Annotated in this window: 14 protein-coding genes and 2 pseudogenes; 13 read left to right on the plus strand and 3 right to left on the minus strand. The window is 70.9% G+C overall.

Translation table 11 applies throughout. The annotated features are described in order from the left end of the window. Positions 1 to 29 precede the first annotated feature (29 nt). Together ABTZ91_RS19660 and ppgK are read left to right on the plus strand one after the other, a co-directional pair. The gene (locus ABTZ91_RS19660) at positions 30 to 1,049 is read left to right on the plus strand and encodes a 4-hydroxy-3-methylbut-2-enyl diphosphate reductase (protein WP_352078448.1); all 1,020 of its coding nucleotides are present in this window, start codon (positions 30 to 32) and stop codon (positions 1,047 to 1,049) included. Positions 1,050 to 1,078: 29 nt separating this feature from the next. Then, positions 1,079 to 1,825: a polyphosphate--glucose phosphotransferase gene (gene ppgK, locus ABTZ91_RS19665; protein ID WP_352078449.1), complete on the plus strand. Its 747-nt coding sequence runs from the start codon at positions 1,079 to 1,081 to the stop codon at positions 1,823 to 1,825. Positions 1,826 to 2,047: 222 nt separating this feature from the next. Here the strand turns inward: ppgK and ABTZ91_RS19670 are convergent, their stop codons facing one another. Then, positions 2,048 to 2,665, minus strand: coding sequence for a DUF6542 domain-containing protein (locus ABTZ91_RS19670; protein WP_407077992.1), 618 nt, complete (start codon positions 2,663 to 2,665; stop codon positions 2,048 to 2,050). A 150-nt stretch (positions 2,666 to 2,815) separates the two neighbouring features. Between ABTZ91_RS19670 and ychF the strand changes: the two genes are divergently transcribed. After that, on the plus strand, positions 2,816 to 3,904 hold the full coding sequence (gene ychF / locus ABTZ91_RS19675; protein ID WP_352078450.1) for a redox-regulated ATPase YchF: 1,089 nt from the start codon (positions 2,816 to 2,818) through the stop codon (positions 3,902 to 3,904). Between the two features lie 108 nt (positions 3,905 to 4,012). On the opposite strand, the gene ABTZ91_RS19680 is transcribed toward ychF, so the two are convergent. Together ABTZ91_RS19680 and ABTZ91_RS19685 are read right to left on the minus strand one after the other, a co-directional pair. Beyond that, positions 4,013 to 5,131: a site-specific integrase gene (locus tag ABTZ91_RS19680; protein WP_352078451.1), complete on the minus strand. Its 1,119-nt coding sequence runs from the start codon at positions 5,129 to 5,131 to the stop codon at positions 4,013 to 4,015. A gap of 24 nt (positions 5,132 to 5,155) precedes the next feature. Then, positions 5,156 to 5,398 (minus strand): annotated as a pseudogene (locus ABTZ91_RS19685) (XRE family transcriptional regulator); the annotation flags it as partial. Between ABTZ91_RS19685 and ABTZ91_RS19690 the strand changes: the two are divergent. From ABTZ91_RS19690 to ABTZ91_RS19735, 10 genes and pseudogenes are all read left to right on the plus strand, one after another. After that, positions 5,355 to 6,471, plus strand: a pseudogene (locus ABTZ91_RS19690) (tetratricopeptide repeat protein); the annotation flags it as partial. The pseudogenes ABTZ91_RS19685 and ABTZ91_RS19690 sit on opposite strands and share 44 nt — an antisense overlap. 1,355 nt (positions 6,472 to 7,826) lie before the next feature. Beyond that, positions 7,827 to 7,982, plus strand: a complete 156-nt coding sequence (locus ABTZ91_RS19695) for a hypothetical protein (RefSeq protein WP_352078452.1) — start codon at positions 7,827 to 7,829, stop codon at positions 7,980 to 7,982. 59 nt (positions 7,983 to 8,041) lie between these two features. After that, a complete protein-coding gene (locus ABTZ91_RS19700; RefSeq protein ID WP_352078453.1) occupies positions 8,042 to 8,863 on the plus strand; it encodes a phosphotransferase in 822 nt (273 codons plus the stop codon). Positions 8,864 to 8,873: 10 nt separating this feature from the next. Beyond that, positions 8,874 to 9,749, plus strand: a complete 876-nt coding sequence (locus ABTZ91_RS19705; RefSeq protein WP_352078454.1) for a T3SS effector HopA1 family protein — start codon at positions 8,874 to 8,876, stop codon at positions 9,747 to 9,749. Continuing rightward, entirely contained in the window at positions 9,715 to 10,602 is an 888-nt protein-coding gene (locus tag ABTZ91_RS19710; protein ID WP_352078455.1) for a phytanoyl-CoA dioxygenase family protein, read from the plus strand. Before ABTZ91_RS19705 ends, ABTZ91_RS19710 begins: the two co-directional genes overlap by 35 nt. Positions 10,603 to 10,709: 107 nt before the next feature. Then, positions 10,710 to 12,620: a non-ribosomal peptide synthetase gene (locus tag ABTZ91_RS19715; protein ID WP_352078456.1), complete on the plus strand. Its 1,911-nt coding sequence runs from the start codon at positions 10,710 to 10,712 to the stop codon at positions 12,618 to 12,620. After that, on the plus strand, positions 12,617 to 18,472 hold the full coding sequence (locus ABTZ91_RS19720; protein WP_352078457.1) for an SDR family NAD(P)-dependent oxidoreductase: 5,856 nt from the start codon (positions 12,617 to 12,619) through the stop codon (positions 18,470 to 18,472). Before ABTZ91_RS19715 ends, ABTZ91_RS19720 begins: the two co-directional genes overlap by 4 nt. Positions 18,473 to 18,516: 44 nt before the next feature. After that, positions 18,517 to 20,460 (plus strand): B12-binding domain-containing radical SAM protein, encoded by a 1,944-nt coding sequence (locus ABTZ91_RS19725; protein WP_352078458.1) that lies wholly within the window; start codon positions 18,517 to 18,519, stop codon positions 20,458 to 20,460. Between the two features lie 28 nt (positions 20,461 to 20,488). After that, positions 20,489 to 21,307 carry a Rossmann-like domain-containing protein gene (locus ABTZ91_RS19730; protein WP_352078459.1) on the plus strand — a complete coding sequence of 273 codons (819 nt, stop codon included), beginning with the start codon at positions 20,489 to 20,491 and terminating at the stop codon, positions 21,305 to 21,307. Positions 21,308 to 21,422: 115 nt separating this feature from the next. Next, positions 21,423 to 22,763 carry a tetratricopeptide repeat protein gene (locus ABTZ91_RS19735; protein ID WP_352078460.1) on the plus strand — a complete coding sequence of 447 codons (1,341 nt, stop codon included), beginning with the start codon at positions 21,423 to 21,425 and terminating at the stop codon, positions 22,761 to 22,763. Positions 22,764 to 22,777 lie beyond the last annotated feature (14 nt).

Raw genomic sequence — 22,777 nt, forward strand, 5'->3', positions numbered from 1 at the left:
AGCAAACCGCTGACCGACGCGGCCTTACGATGGGGCCCATGACTGCAACGCCCGCGCCGACGCCCGCGACGAACCGCCCGAAGCGTGTCCTGCTCGCCGCTCCCCGCGGATACTGCGCGGGCGTGGACCGCGCCGTGATCGCGGTGGAGAAGGCCCTGGAGCAGTACGGGGCCCCGATCTACGTCCGGCACGAGATCGTCCACAACAAGTACGTCGTGCAGACCCTGGAGCGGAAGGGCGCCATCTTCGTCGACCAGGCGACCGAGGTGCCGCCGGGCAACATCGTGATGTTCTCCGCCCACGGCGTCGCCCCGACCGTCCACGAGGAGGCCCGCCAGGGCCGCCTCAAGACCATCGACGCGACCTGCCCGCTGGTCACCAAGGTCCACAAGGAGGCCGTGCGCTTCGCCAAGGAGGACTTCGACATCCTCCTCATCGGTCACGAGGGCCACGAGGAGGTCATCGGCACCTCCGGCGAGGCCCCCGACCACATCCAGCTCGTCGACGGCCCCGAGGACGTCGCCAAGGTCGAGGTCCGCGACCCGTCCCGGGTCGTCTGGCTCTCCCAGACCACGCTCTCGGTCGACGAGACCATGGAGACGGTGGACGCGCTGAAGGAGAAGTTCCCGCAGCTGATCTCCCCGCCGTCCGACGACATCTGCTACGCGACCCAGAACCGCCAGCTGGCCATCAAGGAGCTCGCCGGCCAGGCCGAGCTGGTCATCGTGGTCGGCTCCAAGAACTCCTCGAACTCGCAGCGCATGGTCGACGTCGCCAAGCAGGCCGGCGCCCCCGCCGCCTACCTGGTCGACTTCGCCAGCGAGATCGACGAGAGCTGGCTCGAGGGCGTCACCAGCGTCGGCCTGTCCTCCGGCGCCTCCGTCCCGGACGTGCTGGTCCAGGAGGTCCTGGAGTGGCTGGCCGAGCGCGGCTACGCCGACGTCGAGCTGGTCAAGACCGCCGACGAGTCGCTCACCTTCTCGCTGCCCAAGGAGCTCCGCAACCGGGACCTGCGCGCGGAGGCGGCGGCACTGGTGGAAAGCGAGTAACGCCGCCGCCCGGCCCGTACGGTGGGTCCATGAACGTCTTCGGAGTGGACATCGGCGGATCGGGCATCAAGGGCGCCCCCGTGGACCTCGACCGCGGCGACCTGGCCGAGCCCCGCCACAAGGTACTCACCCCGCAGCCCGCGACACCCGACGGTGTCGTGGGCCGCGTCGTCGAGGTCGTACGGAACTTCGGCTGGTCCGGGCCGGTCGGCGTCACCTTCCCCGGGGTCGTGACCGGCTCCACGATCCGTACCGCCGCCAACGTGGACAAGGGCTGGATCGGCGTCGACGCGGGCCGGCTGATCAGCGAGCGGCTCGGCGGACTGCCGGTGACCGTCCTCAACGACGCCGACGCGGCCGGCCTCGCCGAGATGTCCTTCGGCGCGGGCCGGGGCCGCACGGGCACCGTCATCGTGCTGACCCTGGGCACCGGCATCGGCTCGGCCGTCTTCACCGGCGGCCGGCTGCTGCCCAACACCGAGCTCGGCCACCTGGAGCTCAAGGGCCACGACGCCGAGAAGCGCGCCTCGGCGAAGGCCCGCGAGGACGAGGACCTGACCTGGGAGCACTGGGCGACCCGGCGCCTGCGGAAGTACCTGGCGCACGTGGAGATGCTGTTCTCGCCGGAGCTCTTCATCATCGGCGGCGGCGTCAGCCGCAAGGCGGACCGGTTCCTGCCCCTGATCGAGGGCATCGAGGCCGAGATCGTCCCGGCGGAGCTGCAGAACAACGCGGGCATCGTGGGCGCGGCGATGGCGGCGCGGCCGGCGGCATAGGGGTTTCCGTTACGGGGTGGGGACGGCGCCCGGGGGACCTGGCCCGTGCGGTCCGGGCCCGCGCCGAGCGGTTCCGCGTGGCCAGGGCCGTACGCCGCCGGGGCGCCCCCGGCCGCGTCGGCCCACGCCGCCCGCCCCGGCTTGCGCCGCCCGTCCGCGCCGCCCCGCCCTGGCCCGGCCGCGCCGCGCTTGTGGCGCCCGGTCTGCTGCCCGCCCGTCCCGCTAGCCGCGCTCGGGTGCCGGACGGCGTACGGGGCGTACGGGCGAGCCCGCCGCGGCGGCCCGCTGGCGGCGGCCCATGTCCCGGACCTTGCGCACGCTCGCGATGACACCGGCCACGAGGGTGCCGCCGTACAGCCACCCCGCGTGCACGGCGAGGGCCGTGACCAGGGCCATCGCCTGGCCGCCGACCCCGCTCGTACCGCCCGAGATCGGCACGACGCCGACGGCGAAGGCGATCGGCACGCTGATCGGGGCTGTCACGAGGTCGGCCGTCCTGACCCAGAGCGCCGTCAGGGCGCTGACCGGCAGGAACAGCAGGCCGAAGACCAGCGGCGAGCCGTCGAACAGAAGCCAGTCGAGGAAGCCGATCACCAGCATGACGGCCGACGCGAACAGACCGGCGCCGAGGCCGGTGAGCCGGGGGCTGGGCAGCCTGCGCAGCGCCACGACCACCGGCGGCGCGGGCCGCTCCAGCCGCGGCCGGCCCGGGCCCGGCCGGGCGGCGACGCGGTAGACCGCCGCACCCTCGACCAGCGCGCCGGGCGGCGTCAGAGGGGCCTTCGGCCGTCCCCCGGCGGGGCGGCGGGGCTGCGGCTTGCGTGTCCTGTGCTGCTCCACCCCACCAACGTAGGTCGGAAGGGGCCGGGAACCGGGTGCGGGACACGCCCTTTGGGTGACCTTGGCGCGAAGAGCGCCGTCTTGGGACGGTCCGGTGCGCCCGTAAACTGGGGACACACCGAATCCACTCCTTATAGGGAAGTCGCCACCGTGTCGCTCACGATCGGAATCGTCGGCCTGCCGAATGTCGGCAAGTCGACCCTGTTCAACGCCCTGACCAAGAACGACGTGCTGGCGGCCAACTACCCGTTCGCCACGATCGAGCCCAACGTCGGCGTCGTCGGCGTGCCGGACGCCCGCCTGGACAAGCTCGCCGAGATCTTCGGCTCGCAGCGGATCCTCCCGGCCACGGTCGACTTCGTCGACATCGCCGGCATCGTGCGCGGCGCGAGCGAGGGCGAGGGCCTCGGCAACAAGTTCCTGGCGAACATCCGGGAGTCGGACGCGATCTGCCAGGTCATCCGTGCCTTCAAGGACGAGAACGTCGTCCACGTCGACGGCAAGGTCTCGCCCAAGGACGACATCGAGACGATCAACACCGAGCTGATCCTCGCCGACCTGCAGACCATCGAGAAGGTCCTCCCGCGCCTCCAGAAGGAGTCCCGGATCAAGAAGGACGTGGCCCCGAAGGTCGCGGCGGTGGAGGCGGCCCAGGCGATCCTGGAGAAGGGCGACACCCTCTTCTCGCAGGGCATCGTCCAGGGCTCGGAGAAGGCGGAGCTCCTGCACGACCTCCACCTGCTGACCACGAAGCCTTTCCTCTACGTGTTCAACGTCGATGAGGACGAGCTGACCGACGAGGCGTTCAAGGACGAGCAGCGCGCCCTCGTCGCCCCGGCCGAGGCGATCTTCCTCAACGCCAAGCTGGAGGCCGACCTGGCCGAGCTGGACGAGGAGGACGCCATGGAGCTCCTCCAGTCCGTCGGTGCCGAGGAGCCCGGCCTCGCCACCCTGGCCCGCGTCGGCTTCGACACCCTCGGCCTCCAGACCTACCTGACGGCCGGCCCCAAGGAGTCCCGCGCCTGGACCATCAAGAAGGGCGCCACGGCCCCCGAGGCGGCCGGTGTGATCCACACCGACTTCCAGAAGGGCTTCATCAAGGCCGAGGTCATCTCCTTCCACGACCTCGTCGAGACGGGCTCGGTCGCCGAGGCCCGCGCGGCTGGCAAGGCCCGCATGGAGGGCAAGGACTACGTGATGCAGGACGGCGACGTGGTGGAGTTCCGCTTCAACGTCTAATACGTTCGGCGAAAGGCCGTCTGACCTGCGACGGAGCGGGTTGGGCGGCCTTTGCGGTCCGCACGGAGTCCGCAGCGTGCTGACTTCGGTCAGCGCGCGGGGGAGCGGCTACGCCGCTTCGGCGACCTGTGGCTGGGCATCGGCGGACTGGTCCGCGTACGCCTTGTCGACGGCGGCCCGGGTCCGCTCCTCGGAGTCGGGCCACAGGTGGGTGTAGATGTTCAGCGTCATGGCCGCATTGGTGTGGCCGAGACGCTCGGAGACCGTCTTCACGGACTCGCCGTGCTTGATCAGCAGGCTGGCGTAGTGGTGCCGGAGGGCGTGGGGTTTGGTGCCCTTCGGTATGCGGGCCTTCGCGCAGGCGGGCCGCCAGGACGCGTCCATGAAGTGCGTGTAGACCACGGGTCCGCCCTGCGGCGCCGTGAAGATCCAGCCCTCGGGCCCATCGGCGGGAAAGTCCCGCAGGTGGGCCTCCATCGCATCCACCGCCATGCGGGGGAGCGGGACCGTGCGATGCGAGCGAGCGGTCTTGGGCGGGCAGACGTACACGCCGTGCTTGGCGGTCGGCTGGATCTGCTGCTCGACCGAGACGGTCGCGTGCAGTAGGTCCACGTGCCGGAGCTGGAGGCCGAAGAGCTCGCCGGGGCGGAGCCCGGTGGCCGCGCCGAGCAGCACGAGGCCCCTGTAGCGCGAGGGTATCTCCTCGGACAACGTCCGCACCTGCTCGACGGCCAGCGGCACGATCTTCTTCCGGGGCACCGAGGGCAGCTTCGCCTCGGCGCACGGGTTGTGGGGGATCATCCGGTCACGGACAGCCGCCCGGAAGACGGCGTTGACCGTGTTGAAGACCGTCCGTGAGGTACTGGCGGCCAGCCCGTGCGTGGTGGTCAGGCTGGTGATCCAGCTCTGTACATCACCGGGCTTGACTGCGCCGAGCGCCCGCTTCTCCCACGCCGGGTAGACGTAGCAGCGCAGGTGCTGTGCCACCGCCTTGGCAGTGGAAGGCCGGTGCGGCTGGATGGCCCGCCATTCCTCCGCGTACTCCTTGAAGGGCTTCTTCGCCGATCGCGGGTCGACGTACTGACCGGTGTCCAGGCTGGCCGTGACCTCGTCGATCCATCGCTGGGCGTCGATCTTGCGGTCGAAGTGGCGGGCGTACTCCTTGCCGTCGAGGTCACGGTAGCGAGCTCGCCATTGGCCATTGGGGCGCTTCTGGATGTTGGCCAAGTGGCTTCTCCTTCGTGTCGGTTGTCAGTAGTGGCCGCCGTCCTCGATGTCGCCGCTGAGTGCGCGAGCGTCCCGCTCGTCGCCCATGAGGCGGAGGCACTGCTCGTGGATCGCCCGCGAGCTGTCGGAATGAGCCTTGATGTGGTCGGCGATGGCGACCACGGTGCGATGGAGGCGGTCGCGCGCATCTCGGGCCTCGTAGAACGCCTCGACGGCCCTCCTGGACGAGGCGCCGGCGCTGTCGAGCCCTTCCAGGGGCGCCGCCACCGACCTGGGCCGCGCCGACGTCGAGCGCCGCCGCTTCCTCGCCATTGCGGCCTTCACCACCGCCGGCGTCGCCATGCCTCTCGGATACGACCACGAAGCCACTGCCCGAATGCTCCGCGCCCGCGCCGGCACGTCCCTGGTCGGCACGGAGGACGTGGACGTCGTACGGCAGATCAGCGCGGCCTTCAGTGCGGCCGACGAGCGCCTCGGCGGTGGGCACGGCCTGACCTCCGTCACCGCTTACCTCGCCGACATCGCCGCCCCCATGCTGCGCGGACGCTTCCCCAGTGAAGCCTTACGCCGGGCCGCCTTCGGTGCTGTCGCCGAACTGGCCTATCTCGCAGGGTGGAAGCACCACGACCTCGGCCAGGAAGGCGCCGTCCAGCGCTACTACCAGGTCGGCTACAAGCTCGCCTGCGAAGCCGACCCCCACGGCCACGCCGCCTGGATGATGCGCACCCTCGCCCACCAGGCCCTCAGCCTCAAGCAGCCCCACCACTGCGTCGACCTCGTCGAAGGCGCCCTTTTCGACGCGGTCTCGGCCACGTCGATAGCCAGACCGAGGCCCTCCTCCACATCACCCACGCCCGCGCCTACGCCGCCACGATGAGAAGTCGTCGGCCGCACGCGCCCTGTTTGCCGCCGAAGACGCCCTCCTCCGAGACGACGGCCCCCAGCCCAGCTACTCACGCGTAGGCGGCCCCGCTGCTGGAACCGTGACCATCCACACCGCTCGCACCCTGACCGACCTCGCCGATCGCATCGGCACCGAGCAGCAGCACCGGGACGCGCTCACCCGCTGGGACCCGGAGAAGTACAAGCGCGTCCATGCCCTCACCCACGCGGACCTCGGCGACAGCCTGGCCGCCCAGGCCCGCGCCGACGAGGCCGTTGCCGCCTGGACCCAGGCCCTGGTCCTCATGGAGGGCATGCCCTCCGACCGCACCCGCAAGGCGATCACCTCGATCCGCTCCACCCTCGCGGTCTACCAGCGCCGCCGTGTCCTCGCCGCCTCACCACACCGAGTCCAGCCTGGCGCGACACGCTCGGACTGGCCGCGTGAACGGCATTGAGTTCCTGGCCGACGTCCAGGCCCGGCGCGACAAGACCGCAGCCCGTGCCGACGAACTGCTCAGTCGATCCGGCACTTGACCGCCACCCTGACCGAGACCGAAGCACGACTCGCGAACCCGGTCACCAAGGTCATCGCCGAACTCGCACCGGCTCCAGGCCAACCCGCACCACCCGAGACGAACACCGCCTACCAGACCATCGACCATCGTGAACACCTTCAACCGGTATCCCGATCAAGAGTTCCGAGCCCAGGAGGGGTCGTCTTGCGCGTGGATGGGGTATTGGGGCGACTCTGACCTGTGCGTTTGCGTCCGGCGGCGCGGAGTCAGCTCAAACTTCCGGCGTTTACGGCCCTTCCTGCCGCTTCCCGGAGTCATCCGTGTCCGTCTCGAAGACGACACGTCCAGGACGGTTCTGATCGAACCCCACCGCCCAGGAGCCACGTCGACGTCGCTCGGCTCCTGGTGGTACGTGGGCGCATTGCGCGAAGCGGCCCGCTGGGCGGTCGGCAGCACCGAGACGGACTTGCTCGACCTCGACAGGCTGACGGCAGCCGGGGCCCTGGACCACGTAGTGGCCGATCTCGTCGGCGATCCGTCCTGGCATGACCCAGCGGCCACCGTCGCCCGGCCCTTTACCGCCTCGTCGGCTTCGATGCGCGTGACGGAGGGGCTGTCAGCCTCTATCTCGCGCTGCCCGAGCGGGGCGCGATCGGCGTCGACGTCGGTACGACCGACCCGGAGTCCAGGGAAAGCCGTCCTGTGGGCTGGTGGGCCTCCACCAAAGGCAGTGCGCATCCCTGGTGCCGTCGACCCGCACTGCGGTGGCGTGTACGACGCGACCGCCTGGGCGTGAGACCCGTGTCTCGCCCGCCTGTTTGCCGTTTTACCTGGTCACAGCGCTGCTATGCAGTGGGCCAGGCGACGCCGGGGCTTCTCGACGCGATGCGGGGAGCGCGTGACACGGTATCGCCGTCGGCCATGCATGATGCGGAGAGCACGGTCGACCAGCTCCGGCTCAGGGGTCTCTCCGCAGGGGGCGTGGGGGCGTGACGCTCGTTTGACGCTCCAACCAACCACCTCAGGAACCTGCTGGCGAGACCGTAAAGACGCCTCTGGCCTGTTCCCCGCCCTTTGTCATGCCTGTGAGCCGTCGGATGACGTGCATGACTCGACTGCATGACTCGTATCGGTCGAAGGTCGCGTCTTGTGTCATCGAGTGGAGGCCTTATGTATGGTCCTGCCTGGGCATTGCGGCGACTTCTCTTGACTGGTGCGCATGACTGTTGATTGAATCCCAGTCGTGGGTGGCGCACCAAAGTGCCTCCCTGATCAGCGTTGAAGGGATGAGTTCCATGGAGAAGTTCACGACCACCTCCGGTGACAGCGTTCTGGCCGGCCTTCTGGGTGACACGGAGGCCGTTGCCGGTCTCGCCGAGCTGGAGGTCGATTTCGGCGGCGAGCAGTGGGCCGTCCGCATCAACCCGACCCTGCCCTGCCACACGGTCTGAGGCACGGATCCCGCGGGCGGGTCCCCGCCCGCGGGCCGGCGTCTGAGGGAGGAGGCGGCGTGAGGGAAGTCGCCGTGGCGGCCTGGGCCGCGACTCTGCGCGGGCCGGACGGCGGCGTCGTATCGCCGCCGGTGGTCGGTGTTCGTTCCGGGCGTCCGCGCCTGGAGCGCGTTCCCGGGCCCAGGCTGGACACGCGCATCCGTACAGGCCGGTATTCCCCGGTTCTTTTGGAGAGCGCCGGCCGTACCTTGGCGACCCTGCACAGTGCCACGTCGGCCGTCGACGTGACCGGGTCCGCCGCGTTCGAAGAGCCGTTGTGGGAACCGGTTTCCCTGGAGACCCATCTCGGGCTCTCCGCCGCCCAATCGAGAATTCTTAGCGCGTTGCACGGCGACCGCGTCCTCCGGGACCGAGGCCGGCTGGTGCGCGAGCGGCTGCGCGAGGAGATCACGCTCTGTCATGGTGACGCGCGTACCGCGAACTTCTGTGTGACGGAATCCTCCGATTCCGTGCTGATCGACTGGGAATCGGCTGGTCGCGGTCACCCCGCGGGCGATATGGCCGGTCTTCTCGGGGCGATCCTGTCCGATCTGCTCGTGCACTCCGGAAGTCCGGTGCGAACCGACCCGTCCGTCGTCCTCGCGACGGCTGTCGACCGATGGACCGTGGCCGTACGCGCGGCGCTCTCCGGATATCGCCGGGCGAACGGCGACGACCTCGGCGGAATCGTGGGTCCCGCCGTCGGATCGGCCTTGCTGGTGCGCGCGTTCACGCGGGCGGCCTATACGACCTATGACCGTACGGTGGCGTGCCTGTACGAGGTCGGATCGTCGCTTCTGCGTGCGCCGGAACGCTGGAAGGCGATCGATGCTCAGGGATGAACGAGATCGTATGCGGGATCTGCGCGGTGACATCGAGCGGGTGGTTCTCCAGGATGCACGTGGGGGATCGACGCCGGGGGAGGAGGAACTGGCCAGCCGGATCTACAGCGCCCTGCACAGTCGGAGAATCCCGTCCAACGGTCGGGAAAACGCCCATCGTGAACAATATGCGCGCATGCTCACCGGGATTCGGGGCCGTCTCTCCGATGTGACCGTTCCCCTCGCGAACTGGGCACTCGTGGGCAGTGCTGGTGAATCCTTCGTGGTTCGTCACAGGTCCGGTGGCGAGGTGGCCGTTCCCCGGTCCTTCGTCGAGATCCGCGACGACGGGCAGGTGGCCGTCAGGGCCCCGGCCGTCGCCGTCTCCTCGGACGTCCGGTGGCTGCGCTGGAACCCGCCGGTCCCGGATGCCGAAGCCCTGCGCGCGCGCATCTACCTCAATCTCTCTCCCGACCGGGGCGTCGATACCTGGTGCCGGACGGTCCGTGCGCTGCACGGCGCCGGGGTGGTCTTCACCTCGAAGATCGCCGGCTCACGCGCTCTCCTGGAAAGGGCCGACAGCGGCGTGCTCTATCTGGCGCCGAAGGAGTTGCCTTCCGCTGTCGCGGTCCTCGGAAAGGCGGAGATCGCGCGGGATCTCGATCCTCAGGTGCCGGCATTCGGTGGAAAGTTCGCGCCGGGAATAGGCGTGGCCATTGTGCCGGATCAGCAGCCCGCGCACACCAGTGTGGGTCTCCATTGGGCGCTTCGATTTGCCTCCGCCTGGCTGCGTCAAGGGTCCGGCGGAATCGACGCCGTGTGCAGTGCGATGTACCGATCCTGGAGCGACGTTCTCCAGCACATAGCAGAGGATGGCAAACGTGACATCGGCTCCGCCGACAGCTGACCAGAAGGCGGCATTCGACCGGGACGGATTCCTTTTCCCGGTGGACGTGCTCTCCGCCGGCGAAGCCGCCGAGCTCGCTTCTCAGGTGGAGAACCACATCAGGGAATCCCGTCTCGTCGGCGGCATCGTCTCGACTTTCGCCGCCGCCCCCAAGGTGCATGTCCTCCAGCCCTGGGCGGAGCGATTGGTACGGGATCCGCGCCTGCTGGACATAGCCCGGTCCATGCTCGGACCCGACCTCCTGGTGTGGAGCACGAACATCTTCGTCAAGAACCCGGGCGAGCAGGTCGACTACGCCTGGCACCAGGACGCTCTCACCTACGATCTCGAACGCGGTACGCGCGGCGGCGTGCGCGTCTGGCTGGCGCTGACCGATACCGGACCGGAGAACGGAACGCTTCGCTACGCGGCCGGAACCCACCGGGAGGGAGTCTTCCGGCACGTCCGCACCGCGGCCGAATCCGCCACGCGCGTCGGTGACGAGGTGGACGTCGACGTCACGGGGTGCGAGCTGCACGACGTGGTGCTGTCGGCGGGGCAGTGCTCACTCCACGACATGCTCGTCGTGCACGGGTCCGGCGGCAACAGCACGGAGCGCCCCCGCATCGCCTTCGCCATCGACTACCTGTCGACGCGCGTGCGGCCGACGGGTGATCTGCCGGACTCCGCGATGCTGGTCAGCGGCCAGGACGACCAGGGCAACTTCCAGTTGGAGCGTGGTCCCCTGGGCCGCGCTCCCCAGGACGTCCTCGACGAGTACCGCACGGCCGTGGCCCGGCGCATGGCGCGCCTGCGCACCGCCGAGCAGGCGCAGGCGCGGGCCGGGCTCCTCAGCATCGACGCCCCCGCGTGACAGATCCACATGCTCCGTGAGAACCCGCGGCCGGGCCGACGGGGCACGGGCAGCCATCCCCGTACCCCGTTGAGCGGGGCCCTGCTCCCGAAGAGAGGCGAGCACGCATGACAAGCAGCGTGACCGAGGCTTTTGTCCGACAGGCCCGCACCACCCCCGACGCCGTCGCCGTCGTCTCCGGCGCGTCCCGGCTCACCTACCGTGAACTCCTCGACAGGGCCCTCGATCTGGCGGCCCGTCTCGCCGACGGCCCTGGGCCCCGTACCCCCGTGGCGATCTGCCTCGACCGTTCTCCGCGACTCGTCGTGGCGGTGCTTGGCGCCTTGCTCGCGGGGCGGGGGTACGTGCCCCTCGACACGGCCTACCCGGACGCCCGGCTGCGGCACATGCTGGCCGACTCCGGCGCCGAGGTGCTCCTGTGCGACAGTCGCACCGCCGTCGAGGTGCCGGCTGTCGCCGAGGCGGGGGCGCATCTCCGGATGCTGTGCCTGGACGACATGGCAGTACGGCCCACGCCCGCCGGCGGCGCGGCCCGGGAGCTCCCGGCGGTGGCGCTGGAAGACCTCGCGTACGTGCTGTACACCTCGGGTTCCACCGGGCAGCCCAAGGGCGTCGCCATGCCCCATGGGCCGCTGGCCCGGCTCGTCGACTGGCACGCCAGGACCGACGAACCGCAGGCGGGGCTGGTCACCGCCCAGTTCGCCCCCATCAGCTTCGACGTCTCGTTCCAGGAGATCTTCACCACGCTGTGCGCCGGGGGCACGCTCGCGCTCGTGGACGAGCAGTCCCGGCGCGATCCCGACCGGCTGCTCGACCTGCTGATACGGCACGGGGTCACCCGGCTCTTCCTGCCGGCCGCCGCCCTCCACCAGCTCGCCCAGCGCGGCGTACGGCGCCCCGACCGGCCGGCCCTGCGCGACATCGTATGCGCCGGTGAACAGCTCCAGGTCACGGACGCGGTCCGGCAGTGGCTCCGGGCCATGCCCGGCTGCCGCCTGCACAACCACTACGGGCCCACCGAGTCCCACGCCGTCACGGCACACGTGCTCGACGGCGATCCGGCCGACTGGCCGCAACTGCCGCCGATCGGGAAGCCGATGCCGTACGTGGACGTGCTGCTCCTGGACGGTGACGGGCGACCGGTCCCGGACGGCGAACACGGGGAGCTGTTCCTGTCCGGTCTCTGCCTGGCCGACGGCTATCTGAACCGCCCCGATCTGACCGCCGAGCGCTTCGAGAAGCCCGCCGACGGCACCGCACGACGCTACCGCACCGGCGACCTGGCGCGGCGGCTGCCCGGCGGCGCCCTGGAGTACCTCGGCCGCGGTGACCGACAGGTCAAGATCCGCGGACACCGCGTGGAAACCGGGGAGGTCGAACTGGCACTGGCCGCCCACCGGGACGTGGAGGAGTGCTGCGTGGTGACCACGGTCGACCAGGCCGGGCAGAACCAGCTCGCGGCCTACGTCGTGCCCGCGCCGGGCGCGGCCGAACACGGCGTGAGGGAACCGGTGACGATGCGCGGCGTGCCCAAGTGGCACCGGCATCTGACCGAGAAGCTGCCGGAGTTCATGGTACCCCCCACCTATGTCCTGCTGGAACGGCTCCCGTTGACGCCCAGCGGCAAGGTCGACCGGGCCGCGCTGCCCGCTCCGTCCACCGCCCGCCCGGCGCTCGCGGTCCCGCTGGTGCCGCCGGCCACCCCGGACCAGGAACGCCTCGCCGCCGTGTGGCGGGAGGTGCTCCAGCTCGACGAGGTCGGCGTGGACGACAACTTCTTCGACCTGGGCGGCAATTCGCTGCTCGTCGCGCACATGTACACGCGGCTGACCGATGTCGTCGGCCGACGCTTCCCCCTGGTCGTGCTCTTCGACCGACCCACCATCCGTTCCCTGGCGGAGTACCTGGACCAGGACGCCTCCGGTCCCACGCGCGGACGGCCGGCCCGTGGCCGCGTCCGCCGTGACCGGTCCGTCCGACGAACCACCACAGCCGTGACGAAGGACACCCTGGCATGAACGACCACGCCGTTTCCGCCCTCGACTCCCACGACGACGAAGCCGCGGCCGACGCCGTCGACATCGCCGTCATCGGCATCGGCTGCCGCTTCCCTGGGGCTCCGGACCCGCAGACGTTCTGGCGGAACCTCGCCGACGGGGTCGAGTCCGTCACCGTGTCCCCGACCGCGCCCGCCGACGGCGGCGACCAGCAGGTGCGCGCCGCCGCCGTGCTGCCCGGCGTCGATGCCTTCGACGCCTCGTTCTTCGGGTACAGCGCGCGGGACGCCGAACTGCTGGATCCCCAGCACCGGACCTTCCTCGAATGCGCCTGGGAGGCAGTCGAGGACGCCGGATACCACCCCGCCGGGCTCCAGGGACCGGTCGGCGTCTACGGCGGCTCCGGCCTCAGCACGTACATGATCAACAATGTGTATCCGGCCCGCGGTTCCCGGAGTGACAGCAACTTCCTCGACTCCATGGCCGACCTCCAGATCGCGGTCGCCGCCGACCGTGACTATCTCGCCTCCCGGGTCTCGTACAAGCTGGACCTCACCGGCCCCGCCGTCGCCGTGCAGGCAGCCTGTGCCACCTCGCTCTACGCGGTCCACCTCGCCTGCCAGGCGCTGCTCAACGGCGAGTGCGCCACCGCCCTCGCCGGCGCCGTCAGCATCCCGGTGCCCCAGATCGAGGAGTACGCGTACGAGCCGGGCATGGTGTTCTCGCCCGACGGCCACTGCCGGGCCTTTGACGAGGACGCCGAGGGCACGGTCTTCGGCAGCGGGGCCGGCGTGGTCCTGCTCAAGCCGCTCCGCGAGGCCCTCGCCGACGGCGACAGCGTGTACGCCGTCATCAAGGGATCGGCCATCAACAACGACGGCGGGCGCAAGGTCGGTTACACCGCGCCCAGCGTCCAGGGCCAGGCCGAGGTGATCGAGGCCGCACTGGACGTGGCGGGCGTCGACCCGTACACCATCGGTTACGTTGAGGCGCACGGCACCGGCACCACGCTCGGCGACCCCATCGAAGTCGCGGCCCTGACCCAGGCCTACGGCACCGAGCCGGGCAGCCACCGGTGCGGGATCGGCACCGTGAAGACCAACATCGGTCACCTGGGCTGGGCCGCGGGCATGGCCGGGCTGATCAAGACCGTGCTTGCCCTGCACCACCGCACGATCCCGCCGTCGCTCCACTTCCGCCGTCCGAACCACCGGATCGGTTTCGAGCACACGCCCTTCCACGTGGTCACCGAGCGCACCGACTGGCCGGCCGGGGAGGACGCCCCGCGCCGGGCCGGCGTCAGCGCCTTCGGCCTCGGCGGCGTCAACGCCCACGTCATCCTGGAGGAGGCGCCCGGACAGCCGCCGCTCGCCGTGGACCGCCAGGAGGCGGTGCTGCTGCCGCTGAGCGCCGCGACCCCCGAGGCGCTCACCGAGCTCGCGGGCCGATATCGCGACCGGCTGGCCGCCGGATCCGGCACGCCGTTCACCGAGGTCGCCGCCACCGCCGCCCTCGGGCGACGGCACCTTCCGCACCGCATGGCCGTCGTGGCCGCCGACGCGGAGCGGGCCGCCGCGCTGCTCGGAAACCGTCTGGAGGACGGCCTGCCCGCCGCGAGGCGGAGCGGCCACGGCGCGCCGCGCGTCGCCGCCCTCTTCAGCGGTCAGGGTGGGGAGTACCTGACCATGGGCCGGGGCCTGTACGAGACCGAGCCGGTCTTCCGGGCCGCCGTGGACTCCTGCGACCCCGTTCTGCGGGAGTACCTCGGCTCGTCCGTCGCCGAGTTCCTCTACACGGCGACGGAGATCGGGGCCGTCCCCCGCATCGCCGAGGCCCAGCCGCTGGTCTTCGTCCTGCAGACCGCGCTGTTCCGGCTCTGGGAGTCCTGGGGCGTCGCCCCCACGGTCATGATGGGACACAGCCTCGGTGAGTACGCGGCGGCCTGGGCCGCCGGCGTCTTCTCCCTGGAGGACGGGCTGCGGCTGGTCGCCGAGCGCGGCCGGCTGCTCCAGGAACTCCCCGAGAACGGCGCGATGGTCGCCGTACTGGCGGGAGAGAAGGACGTCTGCGCACTGCTGCGCGAGGGTGACCGGATCTCGGTCGCCGCCGTCAACGGCCCCGCCAACACGGTGCTCTCCGGACGCGCCGAAGCGGTGGCCGAGGTGTCCGCCCGGCTGCGCGCGCACGGGATCGAGGTCAAGGAGCTGCGGATCACGCGCGCCGCCCACTGCGAACTCCTGGACCCGATCCTCGACGCCTTCGAAGAAGTGGTACGCGGCGTCACCCTGCACGAGCCCCGGCATCTGCTCCTGTCCAATCTGACCGGAGCCCCGGTGACCACCGAGGTCACCGATCCCGTCTACTGGCGCCGCCATCTGCGCGAACCCGTACGCTTCCTGGACGGGCTGACCGCCCTGGCCGGGCTGAACGTCGACGCGGCGGTCGAGATGGGCGCCGCGCCCGTCCTGACCGGCGTCGCCGTCGCGGCCCTGCCGGACAGCCCGATGCTGTGGCTGCCGTCCCTGCGGCCGGGGAGCGACGATCGCACGGAGGTCCTGGCGGGCCTGGGCGCGCTGTACGAGCAGGGCCTGGACGTGGCGTGGGACGCCGTGTATCGCGAGCCCTTCCGGCGCCGTCACCTGCCGACGTACCCCTTCCAGCGCCGGCGGCACTGGATCGACGCGCCGGGCACGGTGCGCCGTGAAGCGGCCGCCGACGCACTGCCCGCGTGGGCGAACTGGCTGCATGACGTCACCTGGCAGCCGGCCGGGGAAGCGGCGGCCCCCGCCGACCTGACGGGGACCTGGCTGCTCTGCGGCGGCCCCGCGCCCCTCGCCGACGCCCTCGCCGCGCACATCCGGCGAGCGGGCGGCCGGGCGGAGCACGCGCCGGCCCACGGCGTGGACTTCACCTCGCGCGCCGAGGTGTCCCGCCTCCTCGACGACCGGTCCGAGCCGCTCCGGGGGATCGTCGACCTGCTCGCCCTCGACCCGGCGTACCCGGTCGCGTCGGCCGGCACGGGCACCCTGCACCTGCTCCAGGAACTGACCGCGCGCGCCACCACCCCCACCCGGATGTGGCTGGCCACCCGTGGCGCCCAGGCCGCCACCGGAGCGGACGTCACCGAGGACGGCGCACGGCGGGCCCCCCTGTGGGGGATGGCCCGGGTCGCGGTCATCGAGCACCCGGACCTGGAGTGCACCCGGGTCGACCTCGACCCGGCGGCGGACCCGGCGGCGGACGCCGAGGTGCTGCTGCGCGAACTCGCGGCCGACGCGGTGGAGAGCGAGGTCGCCATCCGCGGCGGGGTGCGGCACGTGCCCCGGCTCGTGCCCGACCCGCGCCGCGCCGAGGCCCGGGATCGCACCCTCACGGCCGAGGGCACCTACCTGGTCACCGGCGGACTGCGCGGTGTCGGCCTCCTCGCCGCGGAGAGGCTCGCCGAGGCGGGGGCCGGACGACTGGTCCTGCTGGCCCGCAGCGCACCCGACGCCACCGCGCTCAGGACGATCGAACGGCTGCGCGGGCGCGGTGTCGAGGTCGAGACCGTCTCCGCCGACATCTCCGACGAGAGGCAGGTGCGCGAGGCGCTCGACAGGGCGGCGACCGCCGCCAGGCCGCTGCGCGGCATTGTCCACGCGGCGGGAGTCCTGGACGACGCCACCCTGGGCCAGCTGGACTGGAGCCGGTTCGAGACGGTCCTCGCCCCCAAGCTGGACGGCGCCTGGCACCTGCACCGGCTCACCGCCGAACGCGGTGACCCGCTGGAACTCTTCGTTCTCTTCTCCTCCACCACCGGTCTCCTGGGCAACTCGGGGCAGGCGAACCACGCGGCGGCCAACGCGGGCCTCGACAGCCTCGCCCACCACCGTCGCGCGTGCGGTCTGCCCGCCACCACGGTCAACTGGGGAGCCTGGTCGGACACCGGCATCCTGGCCGGACGGCCGGACACCCTGGAGAAGCTGGCCCGCATCGGCATGAGCGGCATCGACCGCGCCGCCGGGGCGGCCCTGATCGACCGGGTGCTGCACACCGCCGAAGCCCGGGTCGTCGTCGCCCCGGTGGACTGGCCGGTCTTCCTCGACCATCTGCACCTGGAAGGGCGCGGTTTCTTCGCCGCCGTCGCGGCCGCCGCGCCCGCACGCCCAGCCGCCGTCGACCTGGCCGGCGTACTCGCGCAGGCCACGGGGGAGGAGCGGACCGAACTGATCGCGCAGGAGATCCGGCGCCAGGTGGAGCGTGTCCTCGGAGCCGAGGCCGCCGACCCGGCCGGTTCGGACCGGCCGCTCGTCGAGTCCGGCATGGACTCGCTGTCGTCGATCCAGCTCCGCAACGGACTCCAGCGCCGCCTCGGACAGCCGCTGCCCGCCAACCTGTGCTTCCAGTACCCGACGGTCGACCGCCTGACCACGTACCTCTCCGGCCTCGCATACCTGGCGAGCGGACCGGCGGACCCGTCCGCCGGAACCGGCGCCGGGACGTCCGTCGGAGCGGGCGCGGGTACGTCCGCCTCGCGGCCGCCCGCTACGGGCAACGCGATCACCGGCGAGGTCCACCGCATCTCCCTCCAGCAATCCCGCTGGTTGAAGCTGCTGTCCGTCGGCTACGGCCGCCTGCTCGTCCCCATCCGCTTTGAGGTGACCCTCGACCGCGCCGCCCTGCGGACCGCGCTGCTCGCCGTCGCCGATCGGCACGACGTCCTGCGCTGGAGGTTTGAGGACCAGAAGGCGGTGGTCGTCGGGCTCGACGAGATCCTTCCCGACGACGCCGAACTCTTCACGGACCTCAGGTCGCTGACGCCCGGGGAACGGGCCGCCGCCGTCACCCGGCACGCCGAGGCAGCCCGCTCGAGCATGCCCGATCCGGCGGCGAGGGTGCCCTGGACAGTGACGTGCCTGGAGCTCTCCGACTCCTCGTTCCTCGTCGTCCTGGGCCTCCAACACCTGGAGTTCGACGGCGTCTCGGTTTCCGTGTTCACCGACGACCTGCGCACCGCCTACCTGGCGGCGGTCCGAGGCGAGCCCGCGTTCGACGCCCCCGCGCCCCGCTACGCCGACTTCGTCGCCTGGCAGTCCTCCTACCTGGAGGGACCTGTCAAGGAGGACCGCGCCTTCTTCACCGGCCTCTACACCGACAGCCCGGGGCCGACCCTGCTGCCCGGCGCCGACGGCACTCCGGGGTCCCCCGACGGACTCGCCGTGACCCGGGGCCACGACTCCGCCCGGCTCACGCCGGCGGTCGACCAGACGCTGTGGCCCGACGTGGTCGCGGCCGCCGGCCGTGCGGGCGCGTCCCCATTCTCCCTGCTCGCCGCCGTCTACGCCCGGCTCATCAGCCGGATCACGGGCCAGGGCGATGTCACCCTCGGCACCATCGTCACGGGGCGTCCCGAGGAGTTCGCCCGGACGGTGGGTCCCTTCGTCGCACCCTTCCCCGTGTCCGTACGGACCACAGGACGCCGGGTGGACGAGATTGCCGCCCAGTGCACCCGGGGCATCGCGGCGGTCAACGGCCGCTGCGCCTACCCGCCCGCTGACCTCGTGCGGCACGTGCCGCCCTTCACCGGGCTTCCGGAAGACACGTACTTCACCGATCCGTTCATCATGTTCAACAACTACCAGCGCGAGGAACGGTCCGAAGAGCTCCGCGTCGAGGTGCTCGAATGCCTCGCCCCGTTGAGCGACCCGGAGTTGTCCGGCCTCGACGCCCCCACGCTTCTGGAGATCGCGGGCCTGTTCCTGATCATCGACATCTGGCAGGACGAGCCGCGCTTCAACTTCTGGTACCACCAGCACCGTTTCTCCCGGGAACAGGTGGCGGAGTGGGCCGGCCAGTACCTCGACGAGCTGCGTACGGCGCTGGGGGAGCTGTGACGGAATCCGTCCTTCGAACCGACCCTCGGGAGTCAGGTACCGCCTTGCAGACCACCCTCACCGACCACACCGTCGTCCACGACGTCTTCCACCGCCCCGCGGAGGTCGACGAGGAAGCGGCCGGCATGCTCGCCGCCCTGCGCCGGCACCGGTACGACAGCCTGCTCGAACAGGGCGGACACGACCACCTGGACCAGGTCCCGTGGAGCTCCCGCGCCTTCCCCGTACTCGCCGCGCTCGCGCCCGTGATGACGTCTCCCGAAGGGGAGATCACCTATCCCGGTGACCCCATGTGCCTGTACGCGGCGCTCAGTGTCGTCGTCGACAACGCACTGAAGTCGGCCCGGCCCGCCGCGTACCGCGACGGCGAGCCGCCCTTCACGGACCTCTGTCCGGACTGGCGTCACGCCCCGGACAAGGAGCGGCGGCTCACCGCGCGCCACGGCCCGCGCTCCGGGGCGAACGCCGAATCCACTCCCGACAGCGCCGTCTTCGACCCCCGGATATGGGACGACGAGAGCCGTGAGCAGCTCCGGGCGATGACCCGGCGCCTGCGCCCGAAGGTCTTCCTCGTCAGCACCGTGTCCCCCGGGCACCGCTACGCCCTGGAGATGGCCCGGCTGGTCAAGAAGGAGGAACCCGACTGCCTCGTGGTGTTCGGCGGGCGGCACATGGACGAGACCATGCGGTACACGCCCGGTGCCCGGACCGTCACCCTGGAGTACAGCAGCACGTTGCGCGCCATCGCCGAGGGCCGTGCCGAGCCGGTCGTGGACTTCTGCGTCGGCGGCGAGGGCTACTTCGCCCTCGACGTGCTGATGAAGGCCATCGCCCTCTCGATGGACCTCGACCGCACCCGGGCCCGGGTCGGCGACGTGATCGAGACCCTGGCCCTGCTCGGCGCCTCCGGGCTTCGGCTGCCGGGCAGCTCGCTGCTCTGCGCACGGGACGAGGGCGTCCTGCACGCCTTCCCCATCAGGGGAGAGAAGTACGATCTCGCGCAGCTGCCGTCCCCCTACCAGGGGTTCGCCGTCCGCGCCCGTTTCCCGATCTTCCCTCTCCCGGACGGCAGCCCCGCCCGCACGGCCCACATGACCGTGACCAACGCCTGTCCCTACCACTGCGACTTCTGCTCCGAGTCCGCCCTCGTGGTCGGCGGACTCAAGCGCTTCACCGACTCGCCGGCCGAGGCCGCGCTCGAGCGTGTGTGCGAGTACGTGAGCTACGGCGCCGAAGCGGTCTTCTTCGACGACTCCATCTTCTGGGCCGGCACCTTCAAGGCCATCCACGAGTTCTGCGAGGCGCTGCGCGCGGCCCGTACCGCGCCGTCGCCCGACCACCTCCCCGAGCGCTGCCGGCGGTGGATCACCGGGGACGACGACTGGCAGCGCCTGCGGAACCTGCAGTTCGGCTGCCAGGTGACCGCCGACCTCCTCACCACGTTGCGCGCCGAGAGCGAGGTGCGCGCGCTGCTCACCGCCCTACGGGAGGCCGGCTGCACGTACCTCTACATGGGCATCGAGAGCATGTCGACCGAGGTCATGCACCACATCCACAAGAACATACGCCGCACCGCCGACCTGCCCTGGAAGAAGAAGGTCCGCACCGCCCTTGCCCGCATCCGGGACGCCGGCATGCCCGTCGGAACCTCCGTGCTGTTCGGTCTGGAGGGCGAGAACCGCGCGACGATCGAGGAGACCGTCGAGGAGGTGGGACGGCTGGTCGACGAGGGTCTCGTCATGCTCGCCAGCCCCAACATCCTCACCTATCACCCGGCGACCCGGATCACCCGGGACCACGGCATGCAGGACGCGCTCGACTACCACTCCCCGGACATCGAGAACCGGCCGCCGTACATCTATTTCGAGGAAGCGTTCCCAGGCGTCGTCTCACGCCGGCTCACCGAGGACGACATCTGGTTCATCCATGACTCGACCGCCAAGCGCTGGGGCACCATCCGCAACTCCGCCGAGCCCGTGTTCCCGTAACCCACCGAACGAGAGAGTCACGACAGACGTGGAAGACATCCTGGAGACATTGCGTGGCGTCCTGGCCGAGCGGAGCCGGGACCTGCCCGACGCCGACTTCCGGCTGCGCGGCATGTGGAGCGTCGACTACCGCGCACAGCCGACCGACTACGAGCGCTTCATGGTCTACAGCTTCGTGCTGGCGCAGACCGTACGTCAGGGCTGTAGTTACGCGGACTTCGGCTCCGTCCCGATCGGGGAGGCGAGCGACGGGCTCATCGGTAAGGACGCCCGGCTCGTGCGGGGCAGGTCCCGGGCCGAGGACATCGCGATCCTGGACGCCGCCTTCGGAGCGCTGCCGCGCACACCGACCCATGTCGTCACCGTCGACGGGTCGCCGGAGGAGAAGGCGGTGGCCCGAGCCCGTACGGTGGTCGACGAGACGATGCGGCTGCTGAGGCTTTCGCACGGCCGCAAGGTCGCCCAGATCGGCGTCATGGGCAACCTGATCCACCACCTCCAGCGCGAGGACGTGGACATCACCGCCAGTGACTTCGACCCCCACCTGATCGAGAACGGGGTGCTCGGTGTCCCCGTGGTCCCGGGTGACGAGAGTGCGCGGCTGGTCGCGGAGAGCGATGTGGCGCTGGTGTGCGGTGAGACGCTGGCCAGCCACACCCTGGAGGGACTGCTGGCGGCCGCAGCGGAGCACGGAACGCGCCTGGTGATCTTCGCCGTGACGGGCTGCCACTTCGCGCAGGAGTACGTCACGACCTTCGGCATCGACACCGTCATCGCCGAGCCCCAGCCCCAGTACCTCTTCCAGGGGACCTCGATCCTGGAGATCTACCGGAAGGACGCCGGATAGGCCGACGGGCGTCGCGTCCGGATCGGCGCTACCGACGGGAGTGGTCGGCTTTACCGTGCGCCATAAAGTCGATACGATGACCTGTCAAGTCACTCAGTCACGAACGAGGCTCACAATGCCAGCGCTTACGCAGCTTGGATCCAGAATTCGAGACTTGCGCCGTCGAGCGGGGCTCTCGCAGGCCGAACTCGCGGGGGACGGGCTGTCCGCCAGCTATGTCTCGTTGCTGGAGGCGGGCAAGCGCAGGCCTTCCGACGAGGTGCTGCGCGAGCTCGCCGAGAAGTTGCGGTGCGACCCTGACTACCTTCTCCAGTGCCTCGACGAGGATCCCGGGGAAAGCCTGGAGCTTGAACTCAAGTTCGCTGAGCTCTCGATGGTGTCCGGTGACTCGGAGACGGCGCTCGAAGCCTTCGAGACGGCGGCTGAGCGCGCCCGGGAAGCGGGCCTGACCGCCCTTCTGGCGCGCGCCGAGTGGGGAACGGCGCGCTCCCTCGAGAACCTCGGACGGCTGGAGCCGGCCGCCCGGAAGTACGAGGCATTGCTCCGGCTTCCGTCGCGGGACCGGGGCAAGGTGCTGGACCTCTCCGTGGTCGTCGCGCTCTGCCGCTGCCTGCGTGAGCTGGGCGACCTGGGCCGCGGCATCGAGGTCGCGGAGAAGGCCCTCGCGGAGCTGCGCGAACTCGGCATCGTGCCCACCGTCGAGGGCATCGAGCTGATGTCCACGCTGGTGGGCCTGTACGCCGAGCGTGGCGATCTGTACACGGCAGAGGCCCTCGCGCAGCAGGCCATCGACACGGCAGCCCAGGTGGACGACCGCCGGGCCGTCGGCGCCGCGTACTGGAACGCGGGTCTCGTCGCCCACCGGAACGGCCACTACGAGCAGGCCGAGACCTTCGTAGAGCGTGCGCTGGCCATGTACGCCGAGGGCGACAATGAACGCGCCGTCGCCCGTCTGCAGACCGCCTACGCGGCGGTGCTCCTGCACCTCGAGCCCCCACAGCCGGCGGCCGCGCGGGACCTGCTCACCCAGGCGCAGTCCACGCTGGAGCAGCTGGGCAGTGTCGTCGACACCGCGTACGTCCTCATGAACCGGGCCAGTGCCGACCTCCAGCTGGGGGACGTGCAGGGTGCGCTCACCCATGCGAAGGCGAGCCTGGAGCACCTGGGCTCCGAGCACCGTCTCCAGACGGCTCGCACCCTGCTCATCCTGGCGTCCGCGCACTTCAGGCTGGGGGAGGACGCGGAGGCCCGGCGGATCCGGGAGACCGCCGCTCTCCATCTCGAAGCTTCGGGAGCGACCCGCCAGTCCGCTTTCGCGTGGGCGGAACTCGCCGAATCCCTTTCGTCCACCGGCGACACCGACGGGGCCTTGCGGGCGTACCGTCAGAGCCTGCTGCGGATGGGGCACCGGAGTTCCCCCCTCGCGGAACCGCTGCCCGAGACGTCACAGCACTGAAGGGCGCTCGGACG

The organism is Streptomyces sp. NPDC126499 (assembly GCF_040302485.1).
GTDB lineage: Bacteria > Actinomycetota > Actinomycetes > Streptomycetales > Streptomycetaceae > Streptomyces.

What these genes read in the sequence shown, in the direction of transcription:
- ABTZ91_RS19720 (WP_352078457.1), top strand. Translation starts at nt 12,617, where the DNA reads ATGAACGACCACGCCGTTTCCGCCCTCGACTCCCACGACGACGAAGCC.
- ABTZ91_RS19695 (WP_352078452.1), top strand. Translation starts at nt 7,827, where the DNA reads ATGGAGAAGTTCACGACCACCTCCGGTGACAGCGTTCTGGCCGGCCTT.
- ABTZ91_RS19705 (WP_352078454.1), top strand. Translation starts at nt 8,874, where the DNA reads ATGCGGGATCTGCGCGGTGACATCGAGCGGGTGGTTCTCCAGGATGCA.
- ABTZ91_RS19660 (WP_352078448.1), top strand. Translation starts at nt 30, where the DNA reads ATGGGGCCCATGACTGCAACGCCCGCGCCGACGCCCGCGACGAACCGC.
- ppgK (WP_352078449.1), top strand. Translation starts at nt 1,079, where the DNA reads ATGAACGTCTTCGGAGTGGACATCGGCGGATCGGGCATCAAGGGCGCC.
- ABTZ91_RS19735 (WP_352078460.1), top strand. Translation starts at nt 21,423, where the DNA reads ATGCCAGCGCTTACGCAGCTTGGATCCAGAATTCGAGACTTGCGCCGT.
- ABTZ91_RS19715 (WP_352078456.1), top strand. Translation starts at nt 10,710, where the DNA reads ATGACAAGCAGCGTGACCGAGGCTTTTGTCCGACAGGCCCGCACCACC.
- ABTZ91_RS19710 (WP_352078455.1), top strand. Translation starts at nt 9,715, where the DNA reads ATGGCAAACGTGACATCGGCTCCGCCGACAGCTGACCAGAAGGCGGCA.